This is a genomic window from Pseudomonas sp. RL, from assembly GCF_000647775.1.
Taxonomy (GTDB): Bacteria; Pseudomonadota; Gammaproteobacteria; order Pseudomonadales; family Pseudomonadaceae; genus Serpens; species Serpens flexibilis.
Window position 1 is genome coordinate 1 of the sequence record NZ_JBOY01000067.1, and the last position, 19,275, is coordinate 19,275.

Here is a 19,275-nt window from a genome sequence, read left to right on the forward strand (position 1 = left end):
CTCGGCCAGGGGCAGTTGCCCCTGGCCGGCCCAGAGTTCGCATTTCACCAGGGTGACTAGGGCCAGGTAGTAGATGGGCGGCACATCCCAGGCGTGCAGGGTGCGCTCGGCTTCTGCGAGCAGGCGGAAAGCCTCGGCGATGTCACCCTCCTGCTCGGCCAGGGTGGCCAGCACGCTGTAGCCGATCACCAGGGTCACGTCGCGGCAGGCCCGCGCTTCACGGATACCGGCCTGCAACCGCTCGCGGGCCTGCTCCGGCTGCAGGCGCAGCGCCAGCAGGTAGCCTTCGTACAGGGTCAGCCGGGCGCGAACCGCGTAGGGCTTGTGCGCGCCCAGATCGCCCAGGCGCGCCAGGCCCAGGCGCACCTCGTCCAGCGCGCGCAGGACTTCCCCACGCGCCTGCAACACCCGCGCGCGATCGTGATGGGCCAGCGCCTCGAACAGCGGATTGCCGTAGCGCTGGGCCAGCTCCAGCGCCTGGCGGTTGAATTCACGGGCGCGCCACAGCACACCCCGCGTCACCGCCAGGTTGGCCAGGGTGGAAATACACATGAAGCGCTGTCCGAAGCGCTCGGCCGGCAGATCGACCAGGGCTTCGCGGCAATGCCGCTCGGCCAGCGCGATCTCGCCGCGCCCGCGGGCGATCATGCCGCTCAGGGCCTGCCATTGGGCCAGCAGCAAGCGCTGCTCAGTCGCGCTGGCGGCCGGCAGGAAGTGTCCGAGCCGTTCGGCCAGTGCCTCGGCGGCGTCCAGTTGGCAGGCCAGGGCCAGGGCCCAGCCGTAGAGCAGGATCAGCCGTGGCGAAAGCCCGAGCAGGCTGTCGGGCAGCTCCAGCTTCCAGCGCAACAGCATGGCCACGTTCTGCTCGCCGAGCAGTTGTTCTTCGGACAGGTTCTGCACCAGCTCGGCGGCCACATCGCTGCGTCCGGCGCGCAACGCCTGCTCGACCGCCTCGACCGGATCGTTCTGCCGGCTGTACCAGCGACAGGCGCGCAGGTGCAGGCTGGCACGCGACACCTCGCCCGCGGCAGGCGGATTGCGGCGCAGCAGGTCGCTGAACAGGTGGTGATAGCGGAACCAGCGGCCCTGCTCGTCCAGGGGGACCAGAAAGACCTGATGGGCCTTGAGGTGATCGAGAATCTCGGCGCTGTCATGCTCTTCACGCAACGCGTCGCACAGCTCGGCGCAGAAGCGATCGAGGCAAGCGGTCTGGTAGAGGAAGGCCTGCACGGCCGCAGGCTGGCGGTCGATCACTTCTTCAAGCAGGTAATCGTGGATCAGCCCGTCGGCGATCGCCGGGGACAGCGGAGCGGCCTCCGTTTGCGGCGCATCCTGACGCGCCAGCAACCACAGCCGCAGGCCGGCCACCCAGCCCTCGCAGCGCTGCAGCAGCAGGTCGCGCTCTTCATCGCTCAACTGGGTGCCCTGCCCGGCCACCAGCGCACCGGCCTCTTCGGCGCTCAGGCGCAGGTCCTGGACCTGCAGCTCCAGCAACTGGCGGTGCAGGCGCAGGCGCGCCAGGTGCCAGGCGGGCCGCTGGCGACTGGTGACCAGCAGGCGCACGCCGGCCGGCAGGTGGTTCAGGACGAACTGCAGGCTGCTGTCCAGCACCGCCCCCTGCACCAGGTGGTAATCGTCCAGCACCAGCAGCAGATCCTCACCGTCGAGGCGTACCTGCAGTTCGTCCAGCAGATCGCTCAGCCAGGCCTCGAAGGCGAACGGCTGGTGTGGCTGGCGCATGCGCAGCAGGGCGAGGCCCTCCTCGTACAGGCCGGGATAATGCCTGCGCAGACCTTCCAGAAAACGCTCGAAGAAGCGCCCCGGGTCGCCGTCCCGAGGCCCCAGGCCAAGCCAGAGCGTGCGCCAGCCGGACGGCAGGCGCTCGCAGAATTCGCTGGCCAGGGAGCTCTTGCCGAAGCCCGCCGGCGCGCAGATCAGCAGCAGGCGACCCTCGAGCCCCTGTTCCAGGCGCTCGCACAGGTGCGGACGAGGTGCGTGACCGGCCGGCAGCGGCGGTCGGAAGAAGTGCCGCTCCGGAATATCCCGGCCGGAAGGCGTGCCACCAGGCGAGGTAAACGCAGTCATGGGGCGGTGCGGGCCTCTGCAAACGACCCGGGAAGCCTAGCGTCTTCCGTCGCGATTTGAAAATCGGCTCGCTGGCGGGGCGCCGATCAGCAAAAAAAGCCCCGCCAGCGGGCGGGGCAAGGGAGCAAGCGTGTAACCCGACAGGGAGCCGCTACTGCCCCGCCCAATCCAGGAATGCCTGTCGGCTTTGCGGATCGAGCAACCGCCACAACTGCTGCAGGGTGTGCAGAGTGGCGTCGTTGTGCGGCAAAGTCTGCGCGGGGGCGGCCGCCAGTGGTTCGATCGAAGCGGGCGCAGCAGGGCTGGAGTCACGGCCAAGCAGCTGGCTGACCGTGGACACCGGCCTCAGTCCCTGGGACGTGGCGATGCGCTCGCCGGTGCGCACGTTCACCGACCAGCCGGCGAAGGAATCCTGCATGGCCTGCGCGTCCTGCAGGCCGGCCGGCTCCCGGTAATCAAGCTTCCAGCGCTCGCCGGCGCGACCGGTGAGACGATAGGTCGCGCTGCGCGTGCGCACCACTTCGTGACTGAGGCCGCCGCCGATGTCGAAGACGTTCTCGTAGAAAGCATCGATCCGGTAATCGCCGGGGCGCAGGTGCAACACCCGACTTCCGGTGCCGAGCAACCCATTGGCGGCAGGTGCGGGCTGGCCGTTGATAGCCATCACTTCCAGCGCATCAGGCACTTCAACCACGAGCACCTGCGCCTGCGACAACTCGGGCCCCGCGTACAACTTGACGGGGGACTGCTGGGCGCAGCCCGACAGCAGCCCGATCAGGGCCAGCCAGAATAGACGACGCATGAAGACTCCTTGGCGTTGGGGATGGGCCGCATGACGCTGCCCGATCGGTCAGAGCCAGAAGATTAAGAACGGACGATTACGTTTCGATGACAAAAAACCGGGCTGCTCGCAAGGAGCAGCCCGGCTGGAGATTTCCGCTCTCGGATGAGATCAGAAGTCGTAGCGCAGGCCCACGGACAGCGCGGAGGCCGTTTCGCCGTTGGTGCCGGGCGGGGTGGCGGTACGGGCCTGCCCCCAGGGCGTCAGCGCGATGTTGTCGTCGTTGTTGACCAGCGCGTAGTTGGCGTAGACGCGCACCGCCTTGTCCAGCTTGTGCTCGACACCCACGGCCAGCATGTCGCTGTCGCGGTCGTCAGCATCGACGGCGCGGGCCATCCACATGGCCTTGATGGCGGTGTTGGCGGCAACCTTGAGTTCGGCACCCAGGCCGTAGACATCGGAAGTGTTCTGCTCCTGAACCGCATCACTGGTACCCGCCAGGCCGGTGTAGTCCAGGGTCTGGTAGAAGCCGACCAGCTTGGCAGCGCTGGTCAGCTTGTAGGCGGCAGCCAGACGAATACCGTCCCGCTCGCCGCGGGTGGCCTCTTCCGAAACCTGCTCATAGGCCAGAGAGGCTTCGAACGGGCCGCCGGCGTAGTTCAGCGACAGGCTGACACTGTCGGTCTTGTGATCCGAAGCGGCAACGCTGTCCTCGTGCACGGAGTACGCCAGTTTGGCATTGAAGCCACTGAAGTTCGGAGTGGTGTACTGGAAGGTGTTGTCATAGCGCTCATCGAAGCGGGCCTGACCGGCACGCGTCAGGTTGCGCATATCACCCACTTGGTCGCCGAACAGGTTGGCCGGACCGCGGGCCACCTTGAACGGGCTGTCGAAACGGCCCAGCTGGACGGCGCCGAAGGTGCCACTCAGTCCGACAAAGGTGTCGCGGGTGCTGAAATTATCGCCATTGCTGTTGGTGAAATTGATTTCCTGCTCGATCTGGAAGAACGCCTTCAGATCGGGATTGATCTGATGATTACCCTTGAAACCCAGACGCGAGGAGTTGCTGGAAATGTTGACTTCGGAATAATCGGCGCCATCGTCCAGCAAATCGGTGGAAACATGGACACGTCCATAAACATCAACATCCGCCATGGCCGCGGCGGGAATAACAGCTGCGGCACTGACAACCATCGCGATCAACTTCTTTTTCATCGGAAAGCTCCATCGGGTTTGTATAACGTCCGAGCGATTTGAACGTTTCGCTGTTTCGACCGAAGCGGAGTATCCGAACCGGATGTTACAGAGCCATTTCCGGATTATGAAAGTTTGAAGTCAGGGGAACTTTTTCACATTTTGTATAAGTAGACTTTTTCCAGGCAAAAAAATGGGCGACCGAAGTCGCCCAAAATGCCTTGCGTGCTCTTTGATCAGGAAGGATCAGTTGCTCTTGGTTTTCTTCGCGTCCTTCCAGATGAAATAGGCGAACCCGGCGCAGAAGACGACGCAGAGTCCGACGATAAGTACGCCTGCCAATACCACTTCATCGATAAACATGTCCGGGCTCCTCACCACGTGCTGGTTGATCGCAGATTGCCAGAGGACCGTCGGCGCCCATTGACCCAAGTCAAGTTTGCGACGCCCCGCCCATGCGGCAGGATGCTGCACCTGATCCAGATCAAGAGTGAGGCGCGCTGCGACGCAGGTTCGGCCGACCTGCGGGGAACGTCGCTGAAACAATTGGAAACAGAGGGAGACCGGCCCGAACAGGCCGGCGGGGCGCTCAGCGCTTCTTCTTGCCGCCGCGTGGCTTCTTGCCCTTGGGCAGCGGCAACGCCCGCTCGAAGGCCTCGCGGACTTCGTTCAGGCGCTTTTCCTTGAGGTCGTGGATGCGCTTTTCGCGCTCAGCGGCGAAATCGATGGGCTTTTCGGTCATGCGGGTTCGGCTCGTTCAGGCCTTGATGTCCACCCACAATCCCTTGCGCGGCACGCTGGGGTCAAGGCTGGCCTCCAGCGCTTCCAGGTCTTCCTCGCCCTCGTCGAGGGCCTTCTTGATGCGGTCGCGTTCGCGCTGCTGACGCTGCCTGCGCTCCTGTTCCTCGCGCAGGCGCAGGGCGGTTTCCTCCGGGTTGCGCTTGTCCAGGCTCACCGCGCTTTCCTTGGCGGTCTGCTGGGTGGGCACCACGGGCGGGACGTCCGGCTTGGGCTTGGGCGGGTCCTGCTGGCTGGTCACGGCGATCTGGTGGGGCAGGATCGGCGGCAACATGATTATTCTCCTTGTTGTCCAAGCTGTCGGCCGCTGGCGGGCCGCCTTTAGCCCGATCGACCCTCCAACGGTGGCATCCCTCGGCGCTTCCGGTACCATACCCGGCTTTTTTCACCCACGGAGACGCGAATGGCGCAGCAGCAGTATCAACCGGGGCAACGCTGGATCAGCGACAGCGAGGCCGAACTGGGCCTGGGCACCATCCTGGCACAGGATGGCCGTCTGTTGACCGTGCTCTACCCAGCCACCGGCGATACCCGTCAGTACGCCCTGCGCAATGCTCCGCTGACCCGTGTGCGCTTCGCGCCCGGCGATGTGATCAGCCACTTCGAAGGCTGGAAGCTGACCGTGCGCACCGTCGAGGACGTCGACGGCCTGCTGGTATACCACGGGCTGGACGAGCAGAACGAGCCCCGCACGCTGCCGGAAACCCAATTGTCGAACTTCATCCAGTTCCGGCTGGCCAGCGACCGCCTGTTCGCCGGGCAGATCGACCCCTTTTCCTGGTTTCCCCTGCGCTATCACAGCCTGACCCACCGCAGCCGCCTGGCCACTTCGACCCTGTGGGGTCTGGGCGGCGCGCGTGCGCAGCCGATTCCCCACCAGTTGCATATCGCCCGCGAAGTGGCCGACCGCATCGCCCCGCGCGTGCTGCTGGCCGACGAGGTGGGCCTGGGCAAGACCATCGAGGCCGGCCTGGTGATCCATCGCCAGCTGCTGTCCGGGCGCGCCAGCCGCGTGCTGATCCTGGTGCCGGAAAACCTGCAGCATCAGTGGCTGGTGGAAATGCGCCGGCGCTTCAACCTGCAGGTCGCGCTGTTCGACGAGGAGCGTTTCGCCGAGAGCGACGCCGACAACCCCTTCGAGGACACCCAGCTGGCGCTGGTGGCCCTGGAGTGGCTGAAGGACGACGAGCGGGCCAGCGCCGCCCTGCTGGCCGCCGGCTGGGATCTGCTGGTGGTCGACGAGGCCCATCACCTGGTCTGGCATCCCGAGAACGCCAGCCCGCAATACCTGCTGGTGGAGCGCCTGGCCGCGGCGATTCCCGGCGTGCTGCTGCTCACCGCCACCCCGGAACAGCTCGGCCAGGACAGCCACTTCGCCCGCCTGCGCCTGCTCGATCCGAACCGTTTCCATGACCTGGAGGCGTTCCGCGCCGAGAGCGCCCACTACCGCCCGGTGGCCGAGGCGGTGCAGGAGCTGCTCGACAACGGTCGCCTGTCGGAACAGGCGCACCGCACCATCCATGAGTTCCTCGGCGACGAGGGCGAAGCCTTGCTGGCGGCCGTCACCGACGGCGACATCCAGGCCAGCCAGCGCCTGGTGCGCGAGCTGATCGACCGCCACGGCACCGGCCGCGTGCTGTTTCGCAACACCCGCGCCGCCGTGCGCGGTTTCCCCGAGCGCGAGCTGCATCCCTACCCGCTGCCGCAACCGGAACAGTATCAGGACCTGCCCGGCGAACAGGCCGAGCTGTATCCGGAGCTGGGCTACGCCGGTGACGAGGAGGACGCCCGCTGGTGGCGCTTCGACCCGCGCGTGGAATGGCTGATCGACACCCTCAAGCCGCTCAAGCAGCACAAGGTGCTGGTCATCTGCGCCCACGCCGAGACCGCGCTGGACCTGGAAGAAGCGCTGCGCCTGCGTTCCGGCATCCCGGCCACGGTGTTCCACGAGGGCATGAGCATCCTCGAGCGCGACCGTGCCGCCGCCTATTTCGCGGACGAAGAGTTCGGCGCCCAGGTGCTGATCTGTTCGGAAATCGGTTCCGAGGGCCGCAACTTCCAGTTCGCCCATCACCTGGTGCTGTTCGACCTGCCGGCCCACCCGGACCTCCTCGAACAGCGCATCGGACGTCTGGACCGCATTGGCCAGAAGCACCGCATCCAGCTGCACGTGCCCTACCTGGAAGGCAGTGCCCAGCAGCGTCTGTTCCAGTGGTACCACCAGGCGCTGAATGCCTTCCTGGCCACCTGCCCGACCGGCAACGCCCTGCAGCAGCAGTTCGGCCCTCGCCTGCTGGAACAGCTCAACGGCGGCGACGACAAGCCCTGGCAAGCGCTGCTCGATGAGGCCCGCGCCGAGCGCGAGCGCCTGGAAGCCGAGATGCACAGCGGCCGGGACCGCCTGCTGGAACTCAACTCCGGCGGCGCCGGCGAAGGCGAGCGGCTGGTCGAGGCGATCCTCGAGCAGGACGACGAATTCGCCCTGCCCATCTATATGGAAGAGCTGTTCAACGCCTTCGGCATCCACAGCGAAGATCATTCGGAGAACGCGCTGATCCTGCGCCCGAGCGAGAAGATGCTGGACGCCAGCTTCCCGCTCGGCGACGACGAGGGCGTGACCATCACCTACGACCGCAGCCAGGCGCTGGCCCGCGAGGACATGCAGTTCCTTACCTGGGAACACCCGATGGTGCAAGGCGGCATGGACCTGGTGCTGTCCGGCTCGATGGGCAACACCTCGGTGGCGCTGATCAAGAACAAGGCGCTCAAGCCCGGCACCGTGCTGCTCGAGCTGCTGTTCGTCAGCGACGTGGTGGCGCCGCGCGCCCTGCAGCTCGGCCGTGTGCTGCCGCCCCAGGCGCTGCGCTGCCTGCTGGATGCCAAGGGCAACGACCTGGCCAGCAAGGTGAGCTTCGACACCCTCAACGACCAGCTGGAAAGCGTGCCGCGCGCCAGCGCCAACAAGTTCGTGCAGGCCCAGCGCGATGTGCTGAGCCAGCAGTTCAAGCTGGCCGAGGACAAGATGGCGCCGCGCCACGCCGAGCGCGTTGCCGAGGCCAAGCAGCGCTTCGCTGCCGAGCTGGACGAGGAACTGGCGCGCCTCACCGCCCTTCAGGCGGTCAACCCGAGCGTGCGCGACAGCGAAATCGAGGCGCTGCGCCGCCAGCGCGAGGACGGCCTGAGCTACCTGGACAAGGCCTCGCTGCGCCTGGAAGCCATTCGGGTGCTGGTGGCGGGCTGACCGCCGAATAGCTCGCGAATGAATTCGCTCCCACAGGGCACATGCTATTGCTCCTGTGGGGGCGGACCTGTCCGCGAGCGCTGGCAGGAGTTTCGGCAGGGTGGCCAACGCAACGCGTTGGCCACCTTCCCCCTACCGAAGCCTTGGTCGGGCCGCACCGGCGGCCGGAGCGGCGCCGACCGCCCTACCGAAACCACGGTCCTGTCAGCCTCTGTTAACCTCTCGCTTTCTATACCTGCAGCCCCGCCGCCATGTCCTTCAACGCCGTTTTCCTCGACTCCGCCACCCTCGACGACCTTGATTTCAGCAGCCTGCATGCCTGCTTCGACCGCCTGACCCTGCACAGCGCCAGCACGCCGGAGCAAGTCATCGAACGCCTGCGCGGCGCCCAGGTGGCAATCAGCAACAAGGTGCCGCTGACCGAGCAGGTGCTGGCCGCCTGCCCGGAGCTGAAGCTGGTGCTGATCTCCGCCACTGGCACCAACAACGTCGACCTGGCCGCCGCCCGGGCGCGCGGCATCACCGTGTGCAACTGCCAGGGCTACGGCACCGCCTCGGTGGCCCAGCACTGCCTGATGCTGCTGCTCGCCCTGGCCGGCAATCTCAGCGACTATCAGTCCGCCGTGCGTGCCGGCCGCTGGCAGCAGGCGCCGCAGTTCTGCCTGCTGGATTTCCCGATCGTCGAACTGGCCGGCAAGACCCTGGGCATCCTCGGCCATGGCGAGCTGGGCGGCGCCGTGGCACGGCTGGCCGAGGCCTTCGGCCTGCGCGTGCTGCTCGGCCAGTTGCCGGGGCGGCCGGCGCGCCCCGGCTATCTGCCGCTGGACCAGCTGCTGCCGCAGGTGGACGCCCTCAGTCTGCATTGCCCGCTCACCGAACAGACCCGCAACCTGATCGGCGCCCGCGAGTTGGCACTGCTCAAGCCCGGCGCGCTGCTGGTGAACACCGCACGCGGCGGACTGGTGGATGAACAGGCCCTGGCCGACGCCCTGCGCAGCGGCCACCTGGGCGGCGCGGCCAGCGACGTGCTCAGTGAGGAGCCGCCGCGCAACGGCAATCCGCTGCTTGCGCCGGACATCCCCCGGCTTATCCTCACCCCGCACTGCGCCTGGGGCAGCCGCGAGGCGCGCCAGCGCATCCTCGAACAACTGGCCGAAAACGCCCGCGCCTTCCGCGCCGGCGCAGCGCTACGCGTGGTCGGCTGACAGGAGACCTCCATGGACCCACGAAGCGAAGTGCTGCTGCGCCAGGCCGAGCTGTTCACCGGCACGGTGCTGCTGGCCGGCCTGCCGGCCGACGACCTGCTCGCCGCCCTGCCCGACGCCATTGGCTGGAGCTGGCACGCCGGCGAGCAGGCCACACTGCAGGCACGCTTCCCCGAGCGCAGCCGGTTCGGCACCGCGCCGCCCGAGACGCGGTTCGAGACCGCCGTGCTATTCCTGCCCAAGTCCCGCGAGCTGACCGATTACCTGTTGCAGTCCCTGGCCGCCCAGCTGGCGGGCAAGTTGCTGTACCTGGTCGGCGAAAAGCGTGCCGGCGTGGAACGCGCCGCCAAGCAGCTGGCCACCTATGGCACGCCGCGCAAGCTGGACAGCGCCCGGCATTGCCAGCTGTGGCAGGTGCAGGTCGAACAGGCACCCGCGGTCCCGGTGCTGGAAGACCTGGCGCAACGCTACGAGCTGCCGCTGGCCGACGGCCCGCTGCAGGTGGTCACCCTGCCCGGCGTGTTCAGCCATGGACGCCTCGACGCCGGCAGCGCCCTGCTGCTGGAGCACCTGGAAGACCTGCCGGCCGGGTCGCTGCTGGATTTCGGCTGCGGCGCCGGCGTGCTCGGCGCGGTGCTCAAGCGCCGCTACCCGGCCAGTCCGCTGCTGATGCTGGATGTGGACGCCTTCGCCCTGGCCAGCAGTCGCCTGACCCTGGCCGCCAACGGCCTGGACGCCGCGCTGATCGCCGGCGACGGCATCCACGCCGCGCCCACCGGGCTGGCGGCCATCGTCAGCAACCCGCCGTTCCACCAGGGCGTGCACACCGACTACCAGGCCAGCGAAACCCTGCTGCGCGACGCTGCCCGCTTCCTGCGCCCCGGCGGCGAGCTGCGGCTGGTGGCCAACAGCTTCCTCAAGTACCCGCCGCTGATCGAGCAGCACCTGGGTCCGTGCGCCACACTGGCCGAGAGGCAGGGGTTCCGCATCTACCGGGCGCGACGCAGCTCCTGACCGGGACTGGTGGGAGGGGCTTTAGCCGCGATGCTTTTGGGTGACTGCACGGCGCACCTTGCCGGCCGCACCTCGCCGGCCGCACCTCGCCGGCCGCACCTTGCGGTGCGTTGGTGGATCGATGAAGCGCGATCCACCCTACGTAGGGTGGACAACGTTTTCCTTGTCGACCATCGCACCGGTACCGCCGGTCGCACGAGGAGCGGTTAAGCGGCAGGACGTCAGGCTTGCACCCACCCGCCTCGTTGGGCAGAATGCCCGCCGTCCTGGGGGAGTAGTCTCCTGCGAGCGCCCTGCTCGCGCGGCCCGCGTCAACATGCTTGGTCCACAGACCATGGCGCCGGCGACCCGACAGGCTTGAAGCCTGGGGTTTGACAAGACCTGTGACACGAACGACCCGACCCGGGGTGGGTGGGCGTGCGTGTCATTGCGTTCTCTTGTCGACCCACCCCTTTAGGAAGCCTGATGCTGGAATCCCTGCTGGTCCCCACCGGAATCGTCACCCTGGCCGAAATCGGCGACAAGACACAGTTGCTCGCCCTGGTGCTCGCTGCCCGTTTCCGCAAGCCCTGGCCGATCATCGCCGGGATCGTCGTTGCCACCCTGGCCAACCATTTCGCCGCCGGCGCGGTGGGCAACTGGATCGCCGACTGGCTGACGCCGGTGCTGCTGCACAGCCTGCTGGCCGTGGCCTTCCTGGCAGTGGCGGCCTGGGCGCTGATTCCCGACACCCTGGACGAGAACGAAGGCAGCCGCTTCAAGCGTCATGGCGCCTTCATCACCACGCTGATCGCCTTCTTCCTCGCCGAAATGGGCGACAAGACGCAGATCGCCACGGTGATGCTCGCCGCGCAGTACCCGGACTTCGTCATGGTCGTGCTGGGCACCACGCTGGGCATGCTGCTGGCCAACGTGCCGGTGGTGCTGGCCGGCAACTTCGCCGCCGAGCGCCTGCCGCTGAAGCTGATCCATCGCCTGGCGGCGCTGGCCTTCCTGCTGCTGGGACTGTATGCCGCCTATCAGGCCCTGCACCTGGCAGGGCTGCTGGGGTAGCAGCGGAGCAGCCCCTTGCTTGGGCGCTCATTGAGCGAAACCGCGCGACGGCGGCCAAGAAAGACGTTGTCCGCCCTATGAAGCGGGTATTGGCGTAGGGCGGTCAGCGCTCTATCTGACCGCCAGGGGCGCCCGTTCCGGCGTGACGGCGGACAATAAAGCGTTGCCTGTCCTACCGCGACGTCGCCTGCCGGTAGAGCGGCATCACCTTGGGAATGGTCTCGCGCAGGTTGCTCATGCGCGTGCTGGAAGACGGGTGGGTGCTCATGAATTCGGGCGGCGCGCCGTTGGCGGCGCGGGCCATCTTTTCCCACAGCGTGAGGGCGGCGTTCGGGTCGTAGCCGGCACGCGCCGAAAGCTCCAGGCCGATCAGGTCCGCCTCGTTCTCGTTGCCGCGACTGTTGGGCAGGGTCATCAGGTACTCGACACCCAGGTTGGCCATCTGCAAGCCGCCCTGCCCCACGCCCAGCGCAGCGCCGAGCTGGGTGGCCAACTCCACGCCGTAGGCCTTGGACAGCGCTTCGCGGCTGTGTTCGCGCAGGGCATGGGCGATCTCATGGCCGATCACCGCGGCCAGTTCGTCGTCGGTCAGCTTCAGCTGCTCGATCAGCCCGGTGTAGACCATGATCTTGCCGCCCGGCCCGCAGTTGGCGTTCATCTCCTGGCTGTCGATCAGGCTGACTTCCCAGGGCCACTGGGCGGCATCCGGCCGGAACACCGGGGCCTGGGCGATCAGGCGCTGGGAAATCGTCTGTACCCGCCGGGCATCGGCAGTCCCCTTGACCAGCACGCCCGCGCTGGCCGCCTGGCTGATGGCCTCGTGGTACGACTGCGCGTACATCTGGTTGACCTGCTCGGTCGACAGCATGCTGAACATGTACTGCTTGCGATCGACGCCCACGGCGCCGCCGCTGGTGGTGTTCACCGCCTGGCAACCGGCAGCCAGGGCGCAGGCCAGCACGGTGGTGGGTAACGAGGGACGCTTCATCTGTCATACCTGCCTCAATGACAGGGTAATCCTAGGTCGCCGCATCGGAACGCGACAAGCCGCCAGCCGGACGGCCCATCGACCATACTCAACGCCACGTCGATTTGCGGAGAGCTGCCATGCGCTGGAAACGTGCCCGTCGAAGCGACAACGTGGTGGATGCCCGCAGCGGTGGACGCGGTCTGCGCGTCGGTGGCGGGCTGGGCCTGGGCGGCATCGCCATCGTGGTGGTCCTGAGCCTGATGATGGGCCAGGACCCGCTGCAGATCCTCGGCCAGCTGGCCGGTCCGGGCGGTACACCGGGGGTCGGACAGCAGGCCGCTCCCCCGTCGGCCGACGATCCGCACAGCCAGTTCGTGCGCGCCGTGCTGGGTGACACCGAGGACACCTGGGACGCGCTGTTCGCACAGGCGGGCGGCCAGTATGAACATCCGCGCCTGGTGCTGTTCAGCGGCGGAGTCAATTCGGCCTGCGGTTTCGCGTCCTCGGCGGTCGGCCCGTTCTACTGCCCGGCCGACCGGCAGGTGTACCTGGACCTGCAATTCTTCGCGGAACTGGAGCAGCGCTTCGGCGCCGCCGGTGATTTCGCCCAGGCCTACGTGATCGCCCACGAGGTGGGCCACCATGTGCAGACCCTGCTGGGTATCTCCCGTCAGGTCGAGGCCGCCCGTCAGCGTGGCGAACCGATGGAGGGAGCAGGCGGATTGTTGGTGCGTCAGGAACTGCAGGCCGACTGCCTGGCCGGCGTCTGGGCGCACCATGCGCAGCGGCGCCTGGACTGGATGGAGGAAGGCGATCTGGAGGAAGCGCTGAACGCCGCCAGCGCGATCGGCGATGACCGCCTGCAGAAGCGCACCCAGGGGCAGGTGGTGCCGGATTCCTTTACCCATGGCTCATCCGCACAACGGGTGCGCTGGTTCCGCATCGGCTTCGACAGCGGCGAGGCCGGGCGCTGCGATACCTTCGAGGCGGCGCGGTTGTAGGTGGCGCGTTCGGGCACACCGTCCGGAAAGAACCGACCGCCCGGACCTGTGGGAACGACTTCAGCGAGCGTGTGGCTATGGCCTGCACCAACGCTTCGACCAGAACATCGCGGCTAACGCCGCCCCTACGACCCCGCGACGGGCGCGTGCAACCGTCCTACCGCAGCCAGCCGTGCAGCTCTGCGCAATCGCGGGCGTGCCAGTCGGCCAGCTCCGGCCAGGGGTTGTCCGGCAGGTTGACCAGCACACTGCGCGCGCCGGCGGCGCGGGCGCATTCCAGGTCGAAGCGGTAGTCGCCGACCATCACCAGGCTCTGCGTGGGTATTTCCCAACGCGCCGCCAGCTTCAGCAGGCCGCCGGGATGCGGCTTGGGCGGCGCCTCGTCGCGACCGAGAACATCATCGCGCTCGAAGCAGTCGCCCAGGCCGATGCCGTCGAGGGTGAGCTGAGCCAGCTCGTGAGCATTGCGCGTCAGCACGCCCAGGCGCACGCCGCGTTCGCACAGTTGCCGCACCAGTGCCACCGCGCCGGGCGCCGGCTGCGCGGCCAGTGCCAGTTCACGCTCGTGCTCCAGCAGCCAGGCCCGCTTGGCCCGCGCCTGCTCGGCCGGCAGCTCGGCCAGGTGGACGAGGATGTCGTCCTCGGCGGGAATGTCCAGCGCCCGGCGAATCGCCGCGAAATCATGCACGGCGACAGTCAGTGTGCCGTCCATGTCGAACACCCAGTGCCGGACATCGCGCAAGTTCATGCACGGCTCTCCCGACGACGGATCAGTCCTTCCTGGGCCACCGAGGCCACCAGCTCGCCGGCGCGGTTGAAGATGCTGCCGCGGCTGAAACCCCGCGCGCCGCCGCTCCACGGGCTTTCCTGAACGTACAGGTGCCAGTCGTCCATCTTCAGGTCGCGGTGGAACCACAAGGCGTGGTCGAGGCTGGCCACCTGCATGTCCGGCTGCCAGAACGAGGCGCCGTGCGGACGCAGCGACGCGGTCAACAGACCGAAGTCCGAGGCGTAGGCCAGCAGGTACTTGTGCAGCGCCGGGTTGGCCGACAGGCTGCCGTCGGCCTTGAACCAGTACATGTTCAGCGGCTCGCTGGGTTTCGGCCGGAAGGGATCGCCGGGGTTCACCGGACGAATCTGGATCGGTTTGGCACAGAAGATCTTGTCGCGCATCGGCTGCGGGATGCGCTCGGCATGCGGGCTGAACAGGTCCATTTCGCTGGGCAGGTTTTCCGGCGCCTCGATGCCCTCCGGCATGCTCGGCTGGTGCTCGAAGCCCGGCTCGTCGGCCTGGAAGGAGGCACTGCAGAAGAAGATCGGCTGACCCTTCTGGATCGCGGTGACCCGCCGGGTGCTGAAGCTGCCGCCGTCACGCACCCGCTCCACCTGGTAGACCACCGGCAGCAGGGCATCGCCCGCGCGCAGGAAGTAACCGTGCAGCGAGTGCACATGGCGATCGGCCATCACCGTCTGGCAGGCGGCGGACAGCGCCTGGCCAAGCACCTGGCCGCCGAACAGCTGGGGAAACCCCAGGTCCTGGCTGGCGCCACGAAACAGATTTTCCTCAATGGTTTCCAGGCTCAGCAGAGCCACCAGTTCATCCAGCACCTGACTCATGAATTTCCTCGACAAGGCATCTACCGCCGGGTCTCCCCCGGCTTGTTCAACGGTTCAACCGCGCAGGGCGACGGCCAGCTCGGCCAGCCAGGGTTCGGCATCCAGCTCCGGGGTGACCGTCTCGCTGGAGTCCAGGCGCAGCATCGGCAGCACTTCGCGGATGCCCAGCTCGGCATACAGCTCGCGGATCTGCTCGCCGCCGCCGCAGAAAGTGTCGCCGTAGCTGGAATCGCCCAGGCCGATCACCGCACCGGGCAAGCCGTACCAGGCCGGCGGCTGATCGCGCAGGGCGGCGTGGATCTTCTGCAGGCTGTCCGGCAGGTCGCCCATGCCGGTAGTAGAGGTGACCACCAGCAGCGCCTCGGGCGCCCAGGCGATCAGTTCGGCCAATTCGCCCCGCGGTTGATAGCGGGTTTCGAAGCCGGCCTGCTGCAACTGCTGCTCGGCGTGGCGGGCCACTTCCTCGGCCGTGCCGTACACGCTGCCGCTCAGAATCGCGATTTTCATGAAAAACTCCCACGTGACCGCTCAAGAATCGCGGCATTATGCCGCAAAACCGATATCCAGCCGGGAGTTGCATTTATGGGAACCGCTTATCGGAAGAAACGGGACCGCTTGCAACAAACGTCGAATAGCCGAGTCTTACAATCGGTTACCGCTTCGCTTCGAGATTTCCCCATGCGCAACGAGCCGCTGCTCACCCGTGACGAACTGGCCTTCCTCCAGCAGTTGCTGGATGAGCCCACGCCTTCCGTCACGCACGACACCAGTCGCTTGGTGCTCGACAGCAGCCCCGCCATCCATGCCCTGCTGGCCAGCCTGGGTGATGACGCGCACCTGACCGTCGAGGCCCAGGTCAACGGTCAGCGCCTGAGCTTCCCGCTGCGTCTGAATCGTGACGAGGTGCAAACCCTGCAGTTGCAGCTGGAAACGCCGCAGATCTTCGAGAAGGGCCTGGTCGAACGTCCGTGGCGCGCCACCCTGGCCACGCCGTTGGCGCTGCTGGACCGCGCTGGCGCGGCCACCGGCCTGTCGGTGCGCCAGCTCTCGCTCAACGGTGCACTGGTGGCCGGCGCCTCGCTGCCGAACAACTTCACCCTGTGGATGGTACTGCCGGACAAATCCACCCTGTCGCTGCGCGGCAAGCAGGTGCGCGTGCTGGAGGAAGGGCTGGCGGCGTATCGCATCACCCCGCTGCAGCGTAACGGCCTGGCGCGCCTGCAGGATCTGCTGGTCACGCTGCACCACGAGGCACAGGCCCACTGATCCATTGCTCCATGCCTGTGCCGCTCGCACCGACAACCAATCCTCTTCGCCACCGACCAGCATCCTCACGCCAACCCGTGGGAGCGAATTCATTCGTGAAATGCCCGGTTCGGCGCGCACACCCGCACGTCCGTCACAAGACCACTTGCATTTCGGCTTGCAGCTTGCATGATTGCGCTCCGAGCGCGCCCCGCCACCCCTGGGGCGCGTAACCGTATCCGCCCTACCCGGGCGGTCACCGCAAGGAGTCGCAGGATGCCTACCCCGCCCATGACCCTGTTGGTTGCTCGCCGCGTCGAGCCTGCCCACTACACCGCATTCATCGAATGGATGCATGAAGGCGAACGCCTGGCCGCCGATTTCCCCGGCTACCTCGGTTCCGGGATGCTCGCCCCGCCGCCCGGCGACAACGAATTCCAGATGATCTTCCGCTTCAGCGACCCGGACAGCCTGGCCGCCTGGGAGCACTCGGCCTCGCGCCAGGCCTGGTTGCAGCGCGGCCAGGGCCTGTTCGACCGTCCCCACGAGCACCGCGCCCTGGGCCTGGACGGCTGGTTCAACGAGGCCACCCGCCCGCCGCGCTGGAAACAGAGCCTGGTGATCTGGCTGGCGTTCTTTCCGGTGTCGTTGCTGTTCAACCTGTTGTTCGGCGGCTACCTGGCCGACTGGCCGATGCCGGCCCGGGTGCTGGTCACCACGCTGGCCCTGACGCCACTGATGACCTACCTGGTGATTCCGCAAGTGACGCGCCTGCTGGCGCCCTGGCTGCAGCGGCCGACCCGGGCCAGCGCCCGCCTGCGCGCCTTGCTGGCCCGCCACTGATTGCCGGCGGCGGACGGCTGCTATAGGTTGGCGCCTCCAGCCGTCACCGCCCGAGCGTGCCCATGCCCCACTCCCCGGCCCCCATCCTGATCACCGGCGCCAGCCAGCGCGTCGGCCTGCACTGCGCGCTGCGCCTGCTCGACGACGGCCAGCCGGTGATCGTCAGCTACCGCAGCGAGCGCCCAGGCCTGGAGCAACTGCGCCAGCGCGGCGCCGAGCTGCTGCGCGCGGACTTTGCCGACGAGGCCGGCATCCTCGATTTCATCGCCCGCCTGCGCCAGCACACCGGCCGGCTGCGCGCCATCGTGCACAACGCCTCCGAATGGCTGGCCGAAGAGCCCGGCCAGGAGGCCGAGGCGTTCCGGCGCATGGTCAACGTGCACATGCTGGCGCCCTACCTGATCAATCTGCACTGCGCCGACCTGCTGCTGGACAGCGCGCCGGCGGACATCGTGCACATCGGCGACGACGTGGTGCGCAAGGGCAGCGCCAAGCACACCGCCTACTGCGCCAGCAAGGCCGGCCTGGACAGCCTGACCCTGTCGTTCGCCGCACGCCTGGCGCCGAACATCAAGGTCAACGGCATTGCCCCGGCGCTGCTGATGTTCAACGAGGGTGACAACGAGGATTACCGCCGCCGCGCACTGGCCAAGTCGCCGCTGGGATTCGCACCGGGGCCGGAGGTGATCTATCAGAGCCTGCGCTACCTGCTGGATACTCCTTACCTGACCGGCACCACGCTCACGGTGAATGGCGGTCGGCATCTCAAGTAGCCCCAGTCGTGCGATACTCGCCGCCCCCCAGAATCGGAGAGCAACGGCCATGCGACTGGAACCGGGAATGGCGCGCATTCGGGTCAAGGACCTGCGCCTGCGGACCTACATCGGCATCAAGGAAGAGGAAGTCCTCAACAAGCAGGACGTGCTGATCAACCTGACCATCCTCTATGCGGCGCACCAGGCGGTGGCGGAAAACGCCATCGAGCGGGCGCTGAACTACCGCACCATCACCAAGGCGATCATCGCCCACGTGGAGGGCAACCGCTTCGCCCTGCTGGAACGCCTGACCCAGGAAGTGCTGGACCTGGTGATGGCCCACTCCGAGGTGCGCTACGCGGAAGTCGAGGTAGACAAGCCCCACGCGCTGCGCTTCGCCGAATCCGTCTCCATCACCCTCGCCGGTCACCGCGAATAGCCTGGAGTCCCCCTATGAACGAACAACAACGCCTGGAACTGGAAGCCGCGGCCTTCCGCCGCCTGGTGCAGCATTTCCAGGAACGCACCGATGTGCAGAACATCGACCTGATGAACCTGGCCGGCTTCTGCCGCAACTGCCTGGCCAAGTGGTACAAGGCCGCCGCCGACGAGCGCGGCGTGGAACTGGAGCTGGAGGCCGCGCGCGAGGCGGTGTACGGCATGCCGTATGCCGAGTGGAAGTCCCGTTACCAGCGCGAAGCCAGCGCCGAGCAACTGGCCAGTTTCGAGAAGAACAAGCCCGAATGAACCTGAACGACTTTCGCACCGCCCTGCGCAGCGAACAGCACCTGTTCGCCGACACCCTGGCGTTCATCGGCGCCCGGTACGACTACACGCCAAGCGCCTTTCGCAACGGCGACCAGCAGAACGCCGCCGGCCAGAACGAAGGCTCGTGCAAGGTGCTGGGCATGGCCCTGCTGGAAGGCCTGACGGACGAGGAGGCCCTGCGGGCCTTCGGCGAGCACTACCGCAGCGTGCTGGCCACGCCCGAGGGAAGTGACCACGGCAACATCCGTGCGCTGGTGAAGACCGGCCTGGCCGGCGTGGCGTTCGAGCAACTGCCGCTGGCGCGCAAGCACTAAGCTCCCACGACGTGGAACTGGCAAGCCGCGCAGGGTGGACAACGTTTGCCTTGTCCACCGCCTCGCAACGCCGAAGCGGCGGCCAGAACGGCGCCGACCGCCCTACTTTCAGCCGCGCGCTGCGCGGATCGCCTCGATATAGGGCTCAGCCTGGCGCTGGTCCTCGATCATGGCGATGAAGGCGTCGGCGGCCGCCAGCTCGTAGCCGGCCTCGCGGAAGAACACCAGGAAGCGCTCGAAGTCGCCGATGCGCAGGCCACGATAGGCCTTGACCAGCTTGTGCAGTGCCGGCGGGGTGTCGTCGGCCGGCTCCATGGCCAGGTAGGCCTTGATGGCTTCGTCGCCGATTTCCTCGCCGATCACCTGCTTCTTGTCCTTGCGCATCGCTCGC

Annotated in this window: 22 protein-coding genes and 1 riboswitch; of the genes, 11 read left to right on the forward strand and 11 right to left on the reverse strand. The window is 67.2% G+C overall.

Annotation, left to right across the window (positions count from 1 at the left end; all coding sequences use genetic code 11):
- The 6 genes from AS93_RS0111735 to AS93_RS0111760 all read right to left on the reverse strand — a co-directional run.
- The coding region (locus AS93_RS0111735; protein ID WP_027590789.1) for a LuxR family transcriptional regulator at positions 1 to 2,085 on the reverse strand (2,085 nt) is incomplete at its 3' end.
- 151 nt (positions 2,086 to 2,236) lie between these two features.
- A complete protein-coding gene (locus AS93_RS0111740) occupies positions 2,237 to 2,887 on the reverse strand; it encodes a DUF2057 family protein (RefSeq protein WP_027590790.1) in 651 nt (216 codons plus the stop codon).
- Positions 2,888 to 3,037: 150 nt separating this feature from the next.
- Entirely contained in the window at positions 3,038 to 4,081 is a 1,044-nt protein-coding gene (locus AS93_RS0111745; protein WP_027590791.1) for a porin, read from the reverse strand.
- A gap of 225 nt (positions 4,082 to 4,306) precedes the next feature.
- Positions 4,307 to 4,423, reverse strand: coding sequence for a cytochrome c oxidase subunit CcoM (gene ccoM / locus AS93_RS21235; protein WP_027590792.1), 117 nt, complete (start codon positions 4,421 to 4,423; stop codon positions 4,307 to 4,309).
- Between the two features lie 226 nt (positions 4,424 to 4,649).
- Positions 4,650 to 4,802: a hypothetical protein gene (locus tag AS93_RS20945; protein ID WP_169745294.1), complete on the reverse strand. Its 153-nt coding sequence runs from the start codon at positions 4,800 to 4,802 to the stop codon at positions 4,650 to 4,652.
- Positions 4,803 to 4,817: 15 nt separating this feature from the next.
- Positions 4,818 to 5,132, reverse strand: coding sequence for a hypothetical protein (locus tag AS93_RS0111760; protein ID WP_027590793.1), 315 nt, complete (start codon positions 5,130 to 5,132; stop codon positions 4,818 to 4,820).
- A gap of 129 nt (positions 5,133 to 5,261) precedes the next feature.
- On the opposite strand from AS93_RS0111760, the gene rapA reads away from it, so the two are divergent.
- The 4 genes from rapA (at position 5,262) to AS93_RS0111780 (ending at position 11,371) form a co-directional block, all read left to right on the forward strand.
- Positions 5,262 to 8,099, forward strand: coding sequence for an RNA polymerase-associated protein RapA (gene rapA / locus AS93_RS0111765; RefSeq protein WP_027590794.1), 2,838 nt, complete (start codon positions 5,262 to 5,264; stop codon positions 8,097 to 8,099).
- A gap of 251 nt (positions 8,100 to 8,350) precedes the next feature.
- Positions 8,351 to 9,304 (forward strand): 2-hydroxyacid dehydrogenase, encoded by a 954-nt coding sequence (locus AS93_RS0111770; protein WP_027590795.1) that lies wholly within the window; start codon positions 8,351 to 8,353, stop codon positions 9,302 to 9,304.
- A 12-nt stretch (positions 9,305 to 9,316) separates the two neighbouring features.
- Positions 9,317 to 10,318 (forward strand): class I SAM-dependent methyltransferase, encoded by a 1,002-nt coding sequence (locus tag AS93_RS0111775; protein WP_027590796.1) that lies wholly within the window; start codon positions 9,317 to 9,319, stop codon positions 10,316 to 10,318.
- Between the two features lie 257 nt (positions 10,319 to 10,575).
- A riboswitch (yybP-ykoY riboswitch) is annotated at positions 10,576 to 10,690 on the forward strand.
- A gap of 93 nt (positions 10,691 to 10,783) precedes the next feature.
- On the forward strand, positions 10,784 to 11,371 hold the full coding sequence (locus AS93_RS0111780) for a TMEM165/GDT1 family protein (protein ID WP_027590797.1): 588 nt from the start codon (positions 10,784 to 10,786) through the stop codon (positions 11,369 to 11,371).
- Between the two features lie 172 nt (positions 11,372 to 11,543).
- On the opposite strand, the gene AS93_RS0111785 is transcribed toward AS93_RS0111780, so the two are convergent.
- On the reverse strand, positions 11,544 to 12,359 hold the full coding sequence (locus AS93_RS0111785) for a M48 family metallopeptidase (protein ID WP_027590798.1): 816 nt from the start codon (positions 12,357 to 12,359) through the stop codon (positions 11,544 to 11,546).
- Positions 12,360 to 12,478: 119 nt separating this feature from the next.
- Here AS93_RS0111785 and AS93_RS0111790 point away from each other — a divergent pair, with 119 nt between their 5' ends.
- Positions 12,479 to 13,342: a neutral zinc metallopeptidase gene (locus tag AS93_RS0111790; protein WP_027590799.1), complete on the forward strand. Its 864-nt coding sequence runs from the start codon at positions 12,479 to 12,481 to the stop codon at positions 13,340 to 13,342.
- Between the two features lie 157 nt (positions 13,343 to 13,499).
- Here AS93_RS0111790 and AS93_RS0111795 read toward each other — a convergent pair whose 3' ends face one another.
- From AS93_RS0111795 to AS93_RS0111805, 3 genes are read right to left on the reverse strand one after another with little or no spacing between them, the layout of a single operon-like run.
- Positions 13,500 to 14,090 carry an HAD family hydrolase gene (locus AS93_RS0111795; RefSeq protein WP_027590800.1) on the reverse strand — a complete coding sequence of 197 codons (591 nt, stop codon included), beginning with the start codon at positions 14,088 to 14,090 and terminating at the stop codon, positions 13,500 to 13,502.
- Complete coding sequence (locus AS93_RS0111800; RefSeq protein WP_027590801.1) at positions 14,087 to 14,959, reverse strand: acyl-CoA thioesterase II; 873 nt, start codon at positions 14,957 to 14,959, stop codon at positions 14,087 to 14,089. Before AS93_RS0111800 ends, AS93_RS0111795 begins: the two co-directional genes overlap by 4 nt.
- A gap of 54 nt (positions 14,960 to 15,013) precedes the next feature.
- Positions 15,014 to 15,466, reverse strand: a complete 453-nt coding sequence (locus AS93_RS0111805) for a flavodoxin (RefSeq protein WP_027590802.1) — start codon at positions 15,464 to 15,466, stop codon at positions 15,014 to 15,016.
- Positions 15,467 to 15,637: 171 nt separating this feature from the next.
- Between AS93_RS0111805 and AS93_RS20835 the strand changes: the two genes are divergently transcribed.
- From AS93_RS20835 to AS93_RS0111835, 6 genes are all read left to right on the forward strand, one after another.
- Positions 15,638 to 16,225, forward strand: coding sequence for a hypothetical protein (locus tag AS93_RS20835; RefSeq protein WP_051587460.1), 588 nt, complete (start codon positions 15,638 to 15,640; stop codon positions 16,223 to 16,225).
- A 255-nt stretch (positions 16,226 to 16,480) separates the two neighbouring features.
- Complete coding sequence (locus AS93_RS0111815; protein ID WP_027590803.1) at positions 16,481 to 17,047, forward strand: antibiotic biosynthesis monooxygenase; 567 nt, start codon at positions 16,481 to 16,483, stop codon at positions 17,045 to 17,047.
- A 62-nt stretch (positions 17,048 to 17,109) separates the two neighbouring features.
- Positions 17,110 to 17,820 carry a dihydromonapterin reductase gene (gene folM / locus AS93_RS0111820; RefSeq protein ID WP_027590804.1) on the forward strand — a complete coding sequence of 237 codons (711 nt, stop codon included), beginning with the start codon at positions 17,110 to 17,112 and terminating at the stop codon, positions 17,818 to 17,820.
- A gap of 49 nt (positions 17,821 to 17,869) precedes the next feature.
- A complete protein-coding gene (gene folX / locus AS93_RS0111825) occupies positions 17,870 to 18,241 on the forward strand; it encodes a dihydroneopterin triphosphate 2'-epimerase (RefSeq protein ID WP_037009107.1) in 372 nt (123 codons plus the stop codon).
- 14 nt (positions 18,242 to 18,255) lie between these two features.
- Positions 18,256 to 18,549: a DUF1244 domain-containing protein gene (locus AS93_RS0111830; RefSeq protein ID WP_027590806.1), complete on the forward strand. Its 294-nt coding sequence runs from the start codon at positions 18,256 to 18,258 to the stop codon at positions 18,547 to 18,549.
- A complete protein-coding gene (locus AS93_RS0111835; RefSeq protein ID WP_027590807.1) occupies positions 18,546 to 18,884 on the forward strand; it encodes a HopJ type III effector protein in 339 nt (112 codons plus the stop codon). The genes AS93_RS0111830 and AS93_RS0111835 overlap by 4 nt, the downstream gene beginning before the upstream one ends.
- 108 nt (positions 18,885 to 18,992) lie before the next feature.
- Here AS93_RS0111835 and AS93_RS0111840 read toward each other — a convergent pair whose 3' ends face one another.
- Complete coding sequence (locus AS93_RS0111840) at positions 18,993 to 19,268, reverse strand: PA4642 family protein (RefSeq protein ID WP_027590808.1); 276 nt, start codon at positions 19,266 to 19,268, stop codon at positions 18,993 to 18,995.
- Positions 19,269 to 19,275: the final 7 nt, after the last annotated feature.

Bases quoted from the DNA above. Each gene is read 5' to 3' on its own strand.
- AS93_RS0111760 (WP_027590793.1), bottom strand. From the start codon at position 5,132: ATGTTGCCGCCGATCCTGCCCCACCAGATCGCCGTGACCAGCCAGCAG.
- AS93_RS0111815 (WP_027590803.1), top strand. From the start codon at position 16,481: ATGCCTACCCCGCCCATGACCCTGTTGGTTGCTCGCCGCGTCGAGCCT.
- AS93_RS20835 (WP_051587460.1), top strand. From the start codon at position 15,638: ATGCGCAACGAGCCGCTGCTCACCCGTGACGAACTGGCCTTCCTCCAG.
- AS93_RS0111830 (WP_027590806.1), top strand. From the start codon at position 18,256: ATGAACGAACAACAACGCCTGGAACTGGAAGCCGCGGCCTTCCGCCGC.
- rapA (WP_027590794.1), top strand. From the start codon at position 5,262: ATGGCGCAGCAGCAGTATCAACCGGGGCAACGCTGGATCAGCGACAGC.
- AS93_RS0111780 (WP_027590797.1), top strand. From the start codon at position 10,784: ATGCTGGAATCCCTGCTGGTCCCCACCGGAATCGTCACCCTGGCCGAA.
- AS93_RS0111805 (WP_027590802.1), bottom strand. From the start codon at position 15,466: ATGAAAATCGCGATTCTGAGCGGCAGCGTGTACGGCACGGCCGAGGAA.
- folM (WP_027590804.1), top strand. From the start codon at position 17,110: ATGCCCCACTCCCCGGCCCCCATCCTGATCACCGGCGCCAGCCAGCGC.
- AS93_RS0111745 (WP_027590791.1), bottom strand. From the start codon at position 4,081: ATGAAAAAGAAGTTGATCGCGATGGTTGTCAGTGCCGCAGCTGTTATT.
- AS93_RS0111790 (WP_027590799.1), top strand. From the start codon at position 12,479: ATGCGCTGGAAACGTGCCCGTCGAAGCGACAACGTGGTGGATGCCCGC.
- AS93_RS0111835 (WP_027590807.1), top strand. From the start codon at position 18,546: ATGAACCTGAACGACTTTCGCACCGCCCTGCGCAGCGAACAGCACCTG.
- AS93_RS0111770 (WP_027590795.1), top strand. From the start codon at position 8,351: ATGTCCTTCAACGCCGTTTTCCTCGACTCCGCCACCCTCGACGACCTT.
- AS93_RS20945 (WP_169745294.1), bottom strand. From the start codon at position 4,802: ATGACCGAAAAGCCCATCGATTTCGCCGCTGAGCGCGAAAAGCGCATC.
- AS93_RS0111740 (WP_027590790.1), bottom strand. From the start codon at position 2,887: ATGCGTCGTCTATTCTGGCTGGCCCTGATCGGGCTGCTGTCGGGCTGC.
- AS93_RS0111785 (WP_027590798.1), bottom strand. From the start codon at position 12,359: ATGAAGCGTCCCTCGTTACCCACCACCGTGCTGGCCTGCGCCCTGGCT.
- folX (WP_037009107.1), top strand. From the start codon at position 17,870: ATGCGACTGGAACCGGGAATGGCGCGCATTCGGGTCAAGGACCTGCGC.
- AS93_RS0111800 (WP_027590801.1), bottom strand. From the start codon at position 14,959: ATGAGTCAGGTGCTGGATGAACTGGTGGCTCTGCTGAGCCTGGAAACC.
- AS93_RS0111795 (WP_027590800.1), bottom strand. From the start codon at position 14,090: ATGAACTTGCGCGATGTCCGGCACTGGGTGTTCGACATGGACGGCACA.
- AS93_RS0111775 (WP_027590796.1), top strand. From the start codon at position 9,317: ATGGACCCACGAAGCGAAGTGCTGCTGCGCCAGGCCGAGCTGTTCACC.
- AS93_RS0111840 (WP_027590808.1), bottom strand. From the start codon at position 19,268: ATGCGCAAGGACAAGAAGCAGGTGATCGGCGAGGAAATCGGCGACGAA.
- ccoM (WP_027590792.1), bottom strand. From the start codon at position 4,423: ATGTTTATCGATGAAGTGGTATTGGCAGGCGTACTTATCGTCGGACTC.